Source organism: Paeniglutamicibacter sp. ZC-3, assembly GCF_025847175.2.
GTDB lineage: Bacteria > Actinomycetota > Actinomycetes > Actinomycetales > Micrococcaceae > Paeniglutamicibacter > Paeniglutamicibacter sulfureus.
In genome coordinates this window covers 518,091-532,188 of record NZ_JAOYTG010000001.1, presented here as the reverse complement: position 1 = coordinate 532,188, position 14,098 = coordinate 518,091, and the positions used below count along the sequence as shown (strand labels likewise).

At 63.4% G+C, this 14,098-nt stretch carries 13 protein-coding genes and 1 riboswitch; of the genes, 9 read left to right on the top strand and 4 right to left on the bottom strand.

The window, feature by feature from the left end; translation table 11 throughout:
- Positions 1-25 precede the first annotated feature (25 nt).
- The 4 genes from OIU93_RS02385 (at position 26) to xdhC (ending at position 6,233) form a co-directional block, all read left to right on the top strand.
- A complete protein-coding gene (locus OIU93_RS02385; protein WP_264268448.1) occupies positions 26-907 on the top strand; it encodes a 3-hydroxyacyl-CoA dehydrogenase family protein in 882 nt (293 codons plus the stop codon).
- Positions 908-1,567: 660 nt separating this feature from the next.
- Positions 1,568-3,076: a xanthine dehydrogenase small subunit gene (locus OIU93_RS02380; protein ID WP_264268447.1), complete on the top strand. Its 1,509-nt coding sequence runs from the start codon at positions 1,568-1,570 to the stop codon at positions 3,074-3,076.
- Positions 3,073-5,430: a xanthine dehydrogenase molybdopterin binding subunit gene (gene xdhB, locus OIU93_RS02375; protein WP_264268446.1), complete on the top strand. Its 2,358-nt coding sequence runs from the start codon at positions 3,073-3,075 to the stop codon at positions 5,428-5,430. The genes OIU93_RS02380 and xdhB overlap by 4 nt, the downstream gene beginning before the upstream one ends.
- On the top strand, positions 5,427-6,233 hold the full coding sequence (gene xdhC / locus OIU93_RS02370) for a xanthine dehydrogenase accessory protein XdhC (protein ID WP_264268445.1): 807 nt from the start codon (positions 5,427-5,429) through the stop codon (positions 6,231-6,233). Before xdhB ends, xdhC begins: the two co-directional genes overlap by 4 nt.
- A gap of 102 nt (positions 6,234-6,335) precedes the next feature.
- On the opposite strand, the gene OIU93_RS02365 is transcribed toward xdhC, so the two are convergent.
- Positions 6,336-6,767, bottom strand: coding sequence for a pyridoxamine 5'-phosphate oxidase family protein (locus tag OIU93_RS02365; RefSeq protein WP_264268444.1), 432 nt, complete (start codon positions 6,765-6,767; stop codon positions 6,336-6,338).
- A 128-nt stretch (positions 6,768-6,895) separates the two neighbouring features.
- Between OIU93_RS02365 and OIU93_RS02360 the strand changes: the two genes are divergently transcribed.
- From OIU93_RS02360 to OIU93_RS02350, 3 genes are all read left to right on the top strand, one after another.
- Positions 6,896-7,975, top strand: coding sequence for an App1 family protein (locus OIU93_RS02360; protein ID WP_264268443.1), 1,080 nt, complete (start codon positions 6,896-6,898; stop codon positions 7,973-7,975).
- Positions 7,976-8,440, top strand: a complete 465-nt coding sequence (locus tag OIU93_RS02355) for a thioesterase family protein (protein ID WP_264268442.1) — start codon at positions 7,976-7,978, stop codon at positions 8,438-8,440. It begins immediately after the preceding gene.
- 138 nt (positions 8,441-8,578) lie between these two features.
- The gene (locus OIU93_RS02350) at positions 8,579-8,947 is read left to right on the top strand and encodes a hypothetical protein (protein WP_264268441.1); all 369 of its coding nucleotides are present in this window, start codon (positions 8,579-8,581) and stop codon (positions 8,945-8,947) included.
- A 96-nt stretch (positions 8,948-9,043) separates the two neighbouring features.
- On the opposite strand, the gene OIU93_RS02345 is transcribed toward OIU93_RS02350, so the two are convergent.
- Positions 9,044-9,478 (bottom strand): hypothetical protein, encoded by a 435-nt coding sequence (locus OIU93_RS02345; protein ID WP_264268440.1) that lies wholly within the window; start codon positions 9,476-9,478, stop codon positions 9,044-9,046.
- A 15-nt stretch (positions 9,479-9,493) separates the two neighbouring features.
- A riboswitch (SAM riboswitch) is annotated at positions 9,494-9,617 on the bottom strand.
- Between the two features lie 46 nt (positions 9,618-9,663).
- Between OIU93_RS02345 and OIU93_RS02340 the strand changes: the two genes are divergently transcribed.
- Entirely contained in the window at positions 9,664-10,269 is a 606-nt protein-coding gene (locus tag OIU93_RS02340) for a histidine phosphatase family protein (protein WP_264268439.1), read from the top strand.
- A 76-nt stretch (positions 10,270-10,345) separates the two neighbouring features.
- Here the strand turns inward: OIU93_RS02340 and OIU93_RS02335 are convergent, their stop codons facing one another.
- A complete protein-coding gene (locus tag OIU93_RS02335) occupies positions 10,346-11,716 on the bottom strand; it encodes an APC family permease (RefSeq protein WP_264268438.1) in 1,371 nt (456 codons plus the stop codon).
- Complete coding sequence (locus OIU93_RS02330; RefSeq protein WP_372342852.1) at positions 11,713-13,341, bottom strand: amidohydrolase; 1,629 nt, start codon at positions 13,339-13,341, stop codon at positions 11,713-11,715. The genes OIU93_RS02335 and OIU93_RS02330 overlap by 4 nt, the downstream gene beginning before the upstream one ends.
- A 93-nt stretch (positions 13,342-13,434) precedes the next feature.
- Between OIU93_RS02330 and OIU93_RS02325 the strand changes: the two genes are divergently transcribed.
- Positions 13,435-14,091: a TetR/AcrR family transcriptional regulator C-terminal domain-containing protein gene (locus OIU93_RS02325; protein ID WP_264268436.1), complete on the top strand. Its 657-nt coding sequence runs from the start codon at positions 13,435-13,437 to the stop codon at positions 14,089-14,091.
- The last annotated feature ends 7 nt before the right edge of the window (positions 14,092-14,098 follow it).

The following is a 14,098-nucleotide window of genomic DNA, read 5'->3' as shown; positions in this document are numbered from 1 at the left end:
CAATTGACGAAAGTGCGGAGCCAAAATGAGCGCAGAGACCGGCATCGAGAACATTTCCACCATCCTGGTCATTGGAGCGGGGACCATGGGGCGGCAGATCGCGATGACCGCTGCCCTGGGCGGGTTCGCGACCATCATCCAGGATATTTCCGCCGACGGCCTTGCCGCGGCGCGCACCGAACTCGAGGGTTGGGCGGCCTCGCGGGTGGCCAAGGGCAAGTTGGAGCAGGCGAAAGCCACCGCGGCGCTGGAGGCGCTGGGCTACAGCACCGACCTGGACTCCGTCGCGACAAAAGCCGACTTCATCATCGAGGCCGCCACCGAGCGCCTGGACATCAAAACGCAGATTTTCGAGAAGCTCGGCGTGCTGGCACCGGCCCACGCCATCCTGGCCACGAATTCCTCGACCCTCGGTTCCTCCAAGGTCGCGGAGGTCACCGGCAGGCCGGCACAGGTGTGCAACATGCACTTCTTCAACCCGGCCCTGGTCATGAAGTGCGTGGAGGTCGTGCGCCACGAAACCACCAGCGATGCAACGGTGGAAACCACCATGGAACTGGCGCGGCGGCTGGGCAAGGAGCCGGTGCTGATCAATCGCGAGGTCCCCGGATTCATCGCCAACCGCTTGATGGGCGCGATCCAGCGCGAGGCGCTCTTCCTGGCCGAGGAGGGCATCGCCAGCATCGAGGACATCGACACCACCGCCCGCACGGCGCTGGGCCACCCGATGGGCCCGTTCGCGCTGATGGACCTGGTGGGCCTGGATGTCATCGACTTCATTGCCCAGGCCACCCACGCGGAAACCGGCGCGGTCGAGGACGCCCCCAACGAGCGCATCGCGGCCCTGGTGGCCGAGGGCAAGCTGGGACGGAAGTCGGGCGCCGGGTTCTACGACTACAAGGGGTAGTGGGAAACCGTTTTGTCCCGGCCCGGGCACTGCCGCGTGACAGGCGTCCGGGGTTGCTGACACCGGCGCCGTGGGCCGTGGGCCTTATGGTTTCTGGCGGCGAACTTCCTCGACAAGAGGTGCAGGGAGGCCGTTCGACAGGGGCGAAATCACGGCACCAGTAGAGAGGGAACTAAGTGTCGCGTGAAGCATGACACAAGTCACAGTCACTGCTATGGTCGGAGCAAGTCCATGGTGCGCTTTACCCATGGTAGCTATCGACCGGACGCGGGGCTGAGTGGGTGACTGGCGGTTCCGGGCACGGGAGGTTTTCCGGTTCACCCATGTGAAACGACAGGGAGTCACAGCTGTGAACCACCAGACGGCCGGCTTTGAGCACAAAGACGGCAGCCGGGGACAGCAGGTCTCCGCAAACTTTTGACTGTTTTGTGAACCAAGCACATTGATGATCTGAAAATGTCGGAGGACCCCTCATGGGTGGAACGATCGCTTGGCCGAAAGGGCAGATTGCCCACGGAAGCTAAGCTGGCCTGCACACAGCGAGCCAGCTGACCCGGACTTCGGCTCCTGACGCTGATACGCAGGCCGCTTTGTTGCGTGCCCATCATCGATCGTTCGTACACAGCGCTTTCCGCTCGGCGGGAAGTAGGAGGAAGCGGCATGACCGCCAAACCAACCACAGACTCCCAGTGCTTGATTACCGTTAACGGAGCGGTGCGGGAATTTACCGGACCAACGCATACCAACGCCCTGGACTTCCTGCGCGGTGAAGGACTTACCTCATGCAAGGAAGGGTGCGCCGAAGGTGAATGCGGGGCCTGTTCCATCCTGGTGGCCAGAGCAGACGGCGAAGCCACACGCTGGACCGCACTAAACGCCTGCCTCCTGCCGGCCGCTGCCCTTGACGGGCAGGAGGTGATTACCGCCGAAGGGCTGGGGGACCGCACCCGCCTGCATCCGGTCCAGCAACAGATGGTCGAGCACGGTGGATCCCAATGCGGTTACTGCACCCCGGGATTCGTCTGCAGCATGGCCGCCGAATACTATCGACCGGAGCGGGCAACCGCCGCAGGCGCCCCGCCGAATGAAGAGGACGCAGCAGACCAGCACTGCGGGCCAAATGGGTTTGACCTGCATGCGCTTTCAGGCAACCTGTGCCGGTGCACCGGGTACCGGCCCATCCGTGATGCCGCCTTTGCGCTCGGCACGCCGGCGGTGGATGACGCGCTGGCTGCCCGCCGCGACCAGCTGGCTCCGGCCGTCGTGCACACAGACCTGTCTCGCGCCGATACCCCCACGGGCCAGCTCGGCCGCTACCGGAGGCCCGGAACCCTGGAGGAAGCACTGCAGATCCTGTTCGAGGAACCCGGGGTGCTGCCCCTCGCCGGTGGAACCGACTGGGGCGTGGAGGTCAACATCAAGGGGGCACGGGCCCGTTCCCTGCTGGCCATCGACCGGCTGAGTGAACTGAGGCAACTGGATGTGACTGACACGCACATTGAGATCGGGGCGGCTTGCACGCTCAGTGAACTGGAACGTGGACTGCACGGACGGATCCCACTGCTGGGCAAGCTCTTTGGCCAGTTCGCTTCCCGGCTCATCCGCAACAGCGCGACCATCGGCGGGAACCTGGGCACCGGCTCACCCATCGGCGACACGGCTCCGGCCTTGTTGGCCCTGGACGCCGAGCTGGTGCTTGGCTCGGTGACGGGCCAACGGGTGGTGCCATTGGCCGACTACTTCACCGGGTACCGACAAACGGCCCGTCAGCCCGGCGAGCTGATCACCGTCATCCGCGTCCCGCTGCCCCTTTCCGGATTGACCTCATTCCAAAAAATCTCCAAGCGCCGCTTTGACGACATCTCCAGTGTGGCCATCGGCTATGCCCTCGCTGTCCAGAACGGCATCATCACCAAGGCGCGGATCGGCCTGGGCGGGGTGGCGGCCACCCCGTTGCGCGCGACCGCCACCGAAGCGATGCTCGAAGGCCGGGCATGGGACCTGGAAACCATCCGCGCCGCGGCCCAGGTCATGGGTGAGGAAGGAACCCCAATGGATGACCACCGGGCCAGCGCCGAATACCGGAAGGCGATGCTCGAATCCTCGTTCGAACGGTTCTTCGCCGCACAACTGCAAGTCGCCCATTCGTTGAAGGGAGAAGGCAAATGAGCCGGTTGTCCCAACGTCGCGACCGTCCCATCGTCGGGGAAACCCATCCGCACGAGTCGGCGGTGGGACACGTCACCGGAAGTGCGTTGTACACCGATGACCTGGACCGGCGGTTGGTCGGAGTGCTGCATGCCTACCCGGTGCAGTCAACGCAGGCGCACGCAAAAATCCTGAAAGTGGGTATCGACGGGGCCTACCGGGTTCCCGGCGTGGTCCGGGTGATCACGGCATCGGACATCCCGGGGGTCAACGACCAAGGTGCCAAACGCGACGAACCGATGCTGCCGGTGGACGAGATCATGTTCTATGGCCAGCCTGTGGTGTGGGTGCTCGGCGAGGACCTGGAAGCTGCCAAGGCCGGGGCAGCCGCCGTTGAAGTGGACTACGAACCGCTCGACTCGTTGATCACCCTGCAGGATGCGATCGCCGCGCAAAGCTTCCACGGAATCCAGCCCGTGATCGACAAGGGCGACAGCCAAGCCGCCATCAGGGACGCCGCGCAGGTGTTTGAGGGGGAGTTCGAGTTCTCCGGCCAGGAACACTTCTACCTGGAGACCCAGAACTCGCTGGCCATGGTGGACGAAATCGGCCAGGTGATGATCCATTCATCCACCCAGCACCCCACCGAAACCCAGGACATCGTCTCCCACATACTGGGGATCCCCGCGCACCGGGTCACCGTCCAAGTGCTGCGCATGGGAGGCGCCTTCGGCGGCAAGGAAATGCAGTCGCATGGCTATGCCGCGGTGGCAGCCCTTGGGGCCTTGCTCACCGGGCGGCCGGTACGGGTGCGGCTGGACCGCACGGTGGATATCACCATGACCGGCAAACGCCACGGCTTTCATGCCAGCTGGAAAATCGGTTTTGACGACGAAGGAAAGATCGTGGGCCTGGATGCGACGCTGACCGCTGATGGAGGGTGGAGCCTGGACCTGTCCGAGCCGGTGCTGACCCGGGCGCTGTGCCATATTGACAATGCCTACTGGATACCAAATATCCGGGTTCACGGCCGGGTCGCCAAATGCCACAAGACCTCGCAAACGGCTTTCCGCGGTTTCGGGGGGCCACAGGGCATGCTGGTCATGGAGGACATCCTGGGCCGGGTGGCCCCGCAACTGGGGATGAGTGCCAGGGAACTGCGTCGTCGAAACTTCTACGTACAGGGGCAGGACACCCCGTACTACCAACCGGTGCGACACCCCGAACGGATGGAGGCCGCCTGGCAGCAGCTGCTGGACGGTGCGGAGATTGAACGTCGCGAAGCCGAGATTGCCCGATTCAACGGGAGCCATGAGCATGCAAAGCGGGCCTTGGCCCTGACACCGGTGAAATTCGGGATCTCTTTTAACCTCACCGCGTTCAACCAGGCCGGCGCCCTGGTGCTGGTTTACAAGGACGGATCGGTGCTGGTGAACCACGGTGGCACTGAAATGGGGCAGGGGCTGCACACCAAGATCCTGCAGGTGGCAGCCACCACCCTCGGAGTCCCCCTCGATAGCGTGCGGATCGCACCGACTCGTACCGACAAGGTTCCGAACACCTCGGCTACGGCGGCCAGCTCGGGCAGCGACCTGAACGGCGGGGCCGTGAAGGATGCGTGCGAGCAGATCCGTGAACGGCTCGCCGAGGTAGCGGCCGTAAAGCTGGGTGTTCCCGCCCACGAGATCAGGTTTATCCGCGGTACGGTCTCCAGCCTCAGTGGACGCGAATCCATCGGCTGGAATGAACTGGTTCATGCCGCTTACTTCCAGCGGGTCCAGCTTTCGGCAGCAGGTTTTTACCGGACCGAAGGGCTGCACTGGGACTTGGACATCATGAAGGGGGAACCGTTCAAGTACTTCGCCTATGGGGCGGCGGCCAGTGAAGTGGAGGTCAGCCGTTTCGACGGTTCGTACACCTTGCGCCGGGTGGATGTGGTGCACGACGTGGGGGATTCGCTCTCCCCGCTGATTGACCTGGGACAAATCGAAGGCGGATTCGTGCAGGGGACGGGGTGGCTGACCCTGGAGGACCTGCGTTGGGACACCAGCGACCGGCCCACCAGGGGACGGCTGGCGACTCAGAGCGCCAGCACCTACAAGATCCCGAGCCTGTCGGAAATGCCCGAGGTCTTCAATGTCTCGCTCCTGGACAAAGCCCATGAAGAGGGTGCGGTCTATGGTTCCAAGGCCGTGGGTGAGCCCCCACTGATGTTGTCACTTTCGGTGCGCGAGGCCCTGCGCCAAGCCATTGCCGGTTTTGCCGAGCCCGGAACCAGTGTGTGCCTGGCTTCGCCGGCCACGCCCGAAGCGGTGTTTTGGGCGGTTCAGGCGGCCCGCGAGCACAGTGCATTGATCAGCGGGCGATCATCATGACCTGGATTGATGCGGTGATGCGGCTGCGGTCCCAGCGGGTCCCGGCGGTTTTGATCACCGTGGTTGGTGTGCGCGGGCATGCACCGCGCGAGGCCGGAACCAAGATGGTTGCCACCATTGACGAGCTTTTTGAAACCATAGGTGGCGGCAACCTGGAGATGACCGCGGTGACACGGGCCCGGCAAATGCTCACCGAGTCGCTGCACGTGCCCGAAACAATGACCTTGCGGCTGAATGACAAGGCTCCGGCGACCTACGGTCGACAATGCTGTGGAGGAGAAGTGACGATCTTGCTTGAACCGATGGCCGTACCCCCGACGGTGGCGATCTTTGGCGCTGGCAATGTGGGTCTTGAACTTGCCCGCATTCTTTCTCGGCAGGACATTGAACTGTATTTGAGCGATTCCCGCGAGGAAAACCTACAGGGGCTGAACGCACTTGAACCGGCAGTGGCGCGGATTCATCCGAAACTGGCCGTCATTGGCGAAGAAGTGCTCAGTCGGTTGCCTGGTGGAACACACGTGCTGATCATGACCCATGACCACGCCGAGGATTTCCACCTATGCGATGCTGCGTTGCGGCATCCGAATCTTGGCTCGATCGGCCTGATCGGGTCCAACGCCAAATGGCAGCGATTCCGCAAGAATCTTGCGCAAAGCGGACATGAGGAAGCTGTGATTGGGAGGATCGACTGCCCCATCGGAGATCCTGAGGTCGTGGGTAAGGATCCGGCCACCATTGCGGTGAGCGTAGCAGCCGACCTTCTCAAACGCATGATTAAGGTCAACGCCGTCAAGGTCTGATCACCAGCCGTCCGTCCCCGCGGGTGTGGGGCCGCAAACGGCGATATCCAATTAATTCCCATTGAACCGCCGACAACGCCGAAAATAACGCGACTGCAGTACCTAGTCTGCCTCGGGCTGTGCCCCAAGGACGAAGTGGCGCCCCGAGATGCCGGTGACCTCGATCTTCACCCATGATTCCTTTTGAGTGGGGATCCAAGGGGATACCCCGGAGCTGCGGGCCACTTCGATTTCCTTGCTGGTTTGCAAGTGGTGTGCCTGGCCGTGCACGACCACCGACCACGCTTCGTCGGAGAGGATGCCGTCGGCTTCGAACGCGACCGCATCGTGTACCGTGAGGGCCGCAAGTTTTTCGCCCGGCCCGGTGCGGAGATAGATGGTCTTGTCCAACAGACCGAAGTTCACCGGGAAGATATCGATGGTGTTGCCCACGGCGGTTGCCAGCCGGCCGTGGCTGGTCCTTCCGAGTAGGCCCCAAGACTCCTCATCTGTCAGCGTTAGCACGGGCTGGTCTGCATCATGGTTGAACATCATGCCCCCACACTTCTATGAAGTATGAATAAATACCAGTGTGTCGAGGATTGCCGCCTTATTTCATGCCATGGCGGCGCGTCATCCTTTCGATCCACCGCATGCCACCAGCTCATGAAAGACTGGGGATCATGGTCAAGGAAACAGGATCAGAACGCGCCCGGCACATCGCAGCACGCTTCGAGGATCGCCTTTACGAGCTTCGCGCAGAGAGCGCCCGCGAACGCGGGCTGATCCCTACGGTGCTGCCCTACACTGGATACGGCTTGTCGGATCCGGAGAACGGCTGGGTGCGCATCTTCGCCCGGGTGCTGCTGGCCAAGCCCGGCGCCTTCGAAGACGGGCGCCACCTCGCGAAGGTCATCACGGACGGCGTGCGGGGCTGGCGTAACTTCATGTCACCGATCCTGCCCCACGGCGAGATCGAGGCCCACATCAACGGCGAACGCTTCAAGGTGCAGGCAGACCGCGGGGGAGTGGTCGATGTCCGCGTGGCCGCCTCGCTGGAACCCGGCTGGAACGAGATCAGCCTGCACGTCGAGGGTGGGCCCACCGTCACCGCGCCGATTGTGGTCGTTGACGGGAAGCAGGAGTTCGGGGTGCTCTCGGACGTGGACGACACCGTGGTGGTCACCGCGCTGCCGCGCCCGCTGCTGGCGGCGTGGAACTCGTTCGTGCTCTCCGAGCACGCCCGCCTGGCCACACCGGGGATGCCGGTGATGATGGAGCGGCTGATGCGAGACAAGCCCGGAGCCCCCACCTTCTATCTCTCCACCGGTGCCTGGAACGTCGCCCAGACCCTCACCCGATTCCTCTCACGCAACCTCTACCCGCAGGGCCCGTTGTTGCTGACCGACTGGGGAGCCACCGAGCGCGGCTGGTTCCGTTCGGGCATGCAGCACAAGGCCGACCAGTTGCGCCGCCTCGCCGCCGAATTCCCGAACATGAAGTGGCTGCTGATCGGCGACGACGGCCAACACGACCCCTATCTCTACGCCGAATTCGCCCGCCGCTATCCCCGCCATGTCGAGGCCATCGTCATTCGCCAGCTGACCCCCTCCGAGGCGGTGCTGGCCGGTGGGCGCAGCCAGGGGATCCTGAATTCCACCCCCGGAGTGCCCTGGGTCTACGAGCCAGACGGGTCGCGCATCGCCGAGAAGCTGGAGGGCCTGGGCATCATCAGCCCCGACGATCCGGCAAGGATCGACTGAATGTCCGGACACAAGATCCGCGTCGAGGTCCCCATGCGCTGGGGAGACATGGATGCCTACGGACACATCAACAACGTAAACCTGGTCCGCATGATGGAAGAGGCGCGCATCGCCGGCTTCGGGGTGCCCGGCGGCACCGGAAAGCCCGGCATCATGCCGCAGGTCGACCTGTTCTCCACGGTCCCGGAAAACACGCAGATCCTGGTCGTCGAGCACCGCGTGCGCTACCTCAAACCGTTGGACTACCGCAACGTCCCGGCGCACGTGGATTTGTGGATCAGCACCATCAAGGCCGCGAGTTTCGACATCAGCTACGAGTTCCACGATCCGGTGGACGGCGGGGTGTGCGTTCGTGCTGCAACCACCCTGGCATTCTTCTCCGTTGACGAGCAGCGATTGCTTCGACTTAGCCCGGGGAACAAGGAAGCGCTGGCGCAGTACGCGGCCGACCCGATTTTCCGCTAATGCTTTCTCTTTCCGGACGCAATGGACAATCGTTGCCGTGCAAGGCCTAATGCCCAGCCCCGCCTAGGAACACGTCGAACCGTCACATTGAGACAAGCCTTGGACTCTCCCGTGCAATGCGTTGCTATTGTTCGGAGCATGAGCACCGAAACTGCACCTCAGGCAGACACCGTGTCCTTGGACGGCCGAGTATTCTGCGGCGTTGAGAATTCTGCAACAGGAGAAGTAGGGCAATCCACCACATTTACCTACCACCAAGATCACGAAGTGGTTTGGGCAGAGTACTCCGGTGGTGCAGTCGTCCGAGGCTATCTCGTCGGCACTCGCAATGCGGATAAATTGAACTTTCGCTACGTTCACCTTGGCGCTAACAAGGAAACCTCAACCGGAGTTTGTGAATCGGTCATCGAGGTCCTTGACGACGGTCGGGTACGTTTCCATGAATCGTGGGCATGGGAATCCCGACCGGAAACGGGAAACAGCATTGTCGAAGAGCTGAAGCAATAGCCCGTTCTAAACCACCGAAAAAGGGGTGGCCCGCCAAGCACCGGTGGACTGCGACCGCCAACTTTGGGTCCACGGCCGTCTCAGCCGCCCGGAATCCTAGGAAAGTTGCAGGTTGCCCGTCAGGGACTCGAAGTCGCGGGCCAATTCCTCATCGCGCTCGAAGGTACATGCAGAGAGCGGTTCGGTGCTGAAGGAAAAGTAGCGCAGCCCGGCACTGTGGCGCGGATCGGCGGGAAGCGCAATCGCGTTGCTGTGGAAATTCACCCGCCCAAGTGAAATCCCCGGAGCCGGCTGCGGCGCAATGCGCAGCAGCTGCACAATGACCGGCAGGTCGTGGGCGAACACCTGGTGGTGGGTGCCTCCGGCAAAGACATGCAGTGTCAGGCCCTGGGTCAGGGACATCGCGACCTCGATGTCAGCGGGCGCCCAAAGCGTGGGGCGGGCCATGAGGCTCCTGATCGCCCGGGGATTGGTGCGGTGTCCGGAGTGGAACGAGGTACAGGTGTCGATGGAACGTGACTCATTGCGCAAGGTGGTGGCGCCTTTCGTGTGCTCTTGTCCCCAAGGCAGCGGCTGCTGCCAGGACCGCTTCGTCATCCGAACCACCCTTGAAGCATGGGGTTGGTGTCGCGCCGGGTCGGAGCCCAAAGCTGACGCGTATCTCGTGAAGCTAATTTCATCCTACCAAACGCCCGGTGACCTTTTAGAGTGAGTGAATGAGACTCATCTTGATCCGCCACGGGCAGACAGCCTCCAATGTGGCCCAGGCCCTGGACACCGCGGCCCCCGGCGCGCCGCTGGACGAGACCGGCCTGGCCCAGGCACGGGAACTCGTCCGGAGGCTCGGTGCCGAGGATGTGGACGCGGTCTTCTCCTCGCCGTTGCTGCGCGCCAAGATGACCGCAACGCCCTTGGCCGATTCCCGCGGACTTGTCCTTGCCGAGCACGTGGGGCTGAGCGAAATCTCCGCCGGTGACCTGGAGATGCGCAACGACCCCGAGGCCCAACTTGCCTACCGCGACGTGTTTTTCCGGTGGCTTTCCGGCGACCTTGCCGCCAAGGTTGCTGGCGGCGAGGATGCGCACACGGCACTGGATCGATTCAACTCGGTCATCGAACAGGCGCGCGCAGCTGGGACCGGAAAGCTGGTCGTGGTCAGCCATGCCGCAATGCTGGTGACATGGCTTGCCTCCCGAAGCACCAACTTCGACCCCGGCCTGCTGAGCCCGCTGCCACTGGCCAACACCGGAGTGGTGACGCTGGATGCGGTAGCAAGATCGCGGTGGACCATGCGCAGTTGGCAGGACCGGCGTCTGGACTAGAAAGTCCCGTTCTGCAACCGGCGATGCCGCCCGCACGGCGCCGAAACGTCGTGGGGGCGGCAATTCAGGATCGGCGTCAGTCCTCGAAGGAAAGCTTCGGCGGGGTGGTGCGGAAGCCCTTGGTGCGGATGGCCAAAAAGCCGATTCCCGCGGCGAACCACATCAGTCCCACCACAAGACTGACGCCGGAGAGCGAGGTCCACAACCAAATGGTCAGCGCGAATCCCACCAGGGGCATGAGCAGGTAGAGCAACACCGAACGGGCACCGCGCGCCTTAGCATCCATGAAGAAGGTCTTGATGACCGAAAGGTTCACCATGGAGAACGCAACCAGGGCCCCGAAGCTGACCACCGAGGCCGCAGTCTCCAAGCTGACGAAGAGGTAGGTCAGCGACACCGCGGAGACCACGAGGGTGGCATAGACGGGGGTGGAAAAACGGCGATTGAGCATGCCCATGCGGCGCGGCAGCAATCCGTCACGACCCATGGAGTACAGGATTCGGGTCACGCTGGCCTGCGAGGCCATGGCCGAACCAAATGACCCCACAACGTAGACCGCCACAAAGATCGCGGTGAGCACCGAACCGCCGACCCCTGCCATGAGCTCGACGCCCGCGGCATCCGGATCGGTGAAGGTGGTGTGGTCCGGGTGGATCAATGCCCCGGCCCAGCCAACGACGATGAAGATCAGGCCGCCGGCCAAGGTGGTAAGCACGATCGCGGCGGGAATCGTCTTGCCGGGATTCCTCGCATCCTCCGACAAGGTCGAAATAGCATCGAATCCCAGGAACGAGAGCGAGAGGATGGCAGCGCCGGAGAAGATCGGGCCCAGGCCGTCGGCGCCAAAGGAGAACGGTGCCAACAGGCTTGGGGCATCGGCGTTGATGACCTGGTTGAGCACCAGCGCCACGAAGATGCCGATCATGAGCACCGAGGAGGCGACCACCGTGGCGCTGAGCCGGCCGATGAACTTGATGCCGATGATGTTCAGGCCCAGCACCAGCACGAGGGACACCAGCGAGAACGCCCAGGCGGGGACCGCAGGGAACTGCGTGTTGAGATAGATGCCGATGAGCAGAAAATTGATCATCGGGATGAACAAGTAGTCGAGCATCAGCGTCCAGCCCGTGGCAAAACCGACAGTTCCGCCGAAGGCCTGCTGGGTGTAGGCGTAGGCGGATCCGGCCTGCGGCACCGCCCGGGACATCTGGGCGTAGCTGAAGGCCGTGAACAGCATGGTCACCAGTCCCACGATATAAGCGGCCGGCAGATGTCCGTTGGTCACCCCGGTCACCACGCCGTAGGTGGTGAACACCGTGACCGGCGCCATGTACGTCAGTCCGAAGAGCACCAGGAAAGGTATGCCCAGGACCCGCTTGAGCTCAGTGGGACGGGCGCCGTGTATGCTGCCGGATGCCGGAACATGAGCCGAGATCTTGGTATTCATCGTATTCCGTCCAATGCCGGTTCGGGTGTCGTCAGGTGGGTGGGTTTGCCGGCAAGCCAGGTGCCAAGGACCTTCACGCCGGCCACGTCGTGTTCCGCGATGGAGCGTGGATCGCTCTCCAGCCAGACCAGGTCCGCGATCTGCCCCGCTGCCAGGGTTCCGCGTTCGTGGTCGGCAAAGGCCTGGTAGGCGACCTGGGCGCTGTAGGAGTCCAGGGCATCGACAACGCCGTAGGGGGCCCCGGCCAGCGGAGGAATGTCGGGGTCGGACAGCCCTGTGCGGGTCACTGCCGTGCCGATGCCCGGCATCGGGTGGTGGTGTGTGACAGGCCAGTCGCTGCCAAAGGACACCCTGACGCCCGAGGCGGCGACCTCGCTGATCTGGAACTGCCGTGACGCCCGTTCGGCTCCAAGCCGTGGGAAGGTCAGTTCGGTCATGACGGTGTCCCGCTGGGCCCACAGCGGCTCGAAGTTCGCGATGACGCCCAATTCCCTGAACCGTGGCAGGTCGGTGGGGGAGATGGACTGCAGGTGGGCCATGACCGGTCGGCGGTCGCGTGGGCCGTTGGCGGCAACGACCGCCGCAATGGTGTCCAGTCCCTGGCGAACGGCGGCGTCTCCGATGGCGTGCAGGTGCAATTGGAAACCCATGAAATCCACGGCGATCGCCGCATCGATGAGTGAGTGGTCTTCCCAATTGGGCAGGCCGCGGCTGCCGGGGCAGTCCGCATAGGCATCGATCATGTGGGCCGTGTGCGATTCAACGATCCCGTCCAGGAAGAACTTGATGGTGTTTGCGCTGAGCAGTTCCCCGCCGGCGGCGATCACGCGGTCCCTGGCTGCGGCAAATTCGGGCAGTTGCCCTGCCCAGCGCAACGGGTCAGCGCGGAAGGCAAGGTTCACCCGGGTGTGCAACGCCCCCTGTCGTGCGGCGGCGAGGTAGGCGTCGAGGGATTCCGTTTCCACCCATGCGTCTTGCACCCAACTGACACCGGCCCGGGCAAATGCCGAGGTGGCCCGGCTGAGGGCGGAGACCAAGGTGTCCTGGCCGTGTGCGGGAACATGGGCGGCAGCCAGGACGATGGCGCCGGGTTCGCACAACGTCCCCAGGGGAGAGCCGTCCGGGCGACGGATGATACGGCCGAGCTCGGGCTCTGGCGTGTCCGAGGTGATCCCGGAAATTTCCAGTGCCCGGGAATTTACCCATACCGTGTGGTAGTCCCAGGCGCGCAAGAGTACGGGGCGGTCGGAAACGACGCTGTCGAGCCATCGGGCATCGAAGCATCCATCTTCGGACAGTGTTGCGTCGTAGCTGGCACCGACGATCCATTCGTCCCCGGGGTGCTCGTCCGCCCAGCGTGCGACTGCGGCCAGGATTTCGTCGAGGTCCGTGCAGTGGCGGATCTGGGGACCGACGTCCTCGAGCCCGGCAAAGAGGGGGTGGGCGTGGCCGTCGCCGAAGGCGGGCCCGAGGTAGCCGCCGCGCAGGTCATGGAGGACATCGGCGATCGATGCCAGGTCCCCGGCGGCCGGACCGATGGCGGTGATGATTCCGTCGGTGACCGCCACGGCGGTCGTTTGCCCCGCAGGGGCACCGGCAACCGAGCCCGAATGAAAGACTGTCAAGGTCAAGGGGTGCAGCTCCCAACTAAATTTAATAAGATTAAATAAACTGTCGCCTACCTTATCTGTGGGCGGAGTCACACGCAAGGGGTTTTGGTGGATTCGTCAGAAGTTCGTCGCGCCGGTCGGCCGCGCACGTCGGTGCTTGACCGCGAAAGGATCCTCGTCGCGGCCCTTAGGCTGCTCAATTCAGTGGGGCCGGAGAAGTTCTCCATGGCAGCGCTCGCCGGCGAGCTTGGGGTCAAGCCGCCCGCGCTCTACCACCACGTCAAGAACAAGCAGGCGCTGTTGGTGGGGATGCGCGAGGTAGTCAATGAGAGCATTGATGTCAGTGGTTTCGGAAGTTTGTCCTGGCGGGAAGCCGTGGAGCGCTGGGCTCGGTCCTACCGGGCCGCATTTTCCGCACACCCAAATGCCATTGCCCTGTTGGCCACCGAGCCCATCACAGGGGCGACTCGAACCTTGGCCATGTATGAATGCGTAGTGCAGGGATTCCTTGCCGCCGGCTGGGAGGCCTCCGCAGTCATGGGCGACATGGTGGCGTTGGAGTCGTTCATCCTGGGATCCGCGCTTGATGTGGTTGCCCCGGATGACATGTTCGATCCCGGCGACGCCGCTGCGCAAACCCCGGGGCTGGCCGGAGTCCTCGCTGCGCAGTCTGCGCTTGAGGGCTCGCGCGCGAACCATTCCTTTGAGGTCGGGCTGGCGATCATGATCGACGGTCTGGCCCGGCGCAATGGAGTAGGCATGTGAAGTTGGC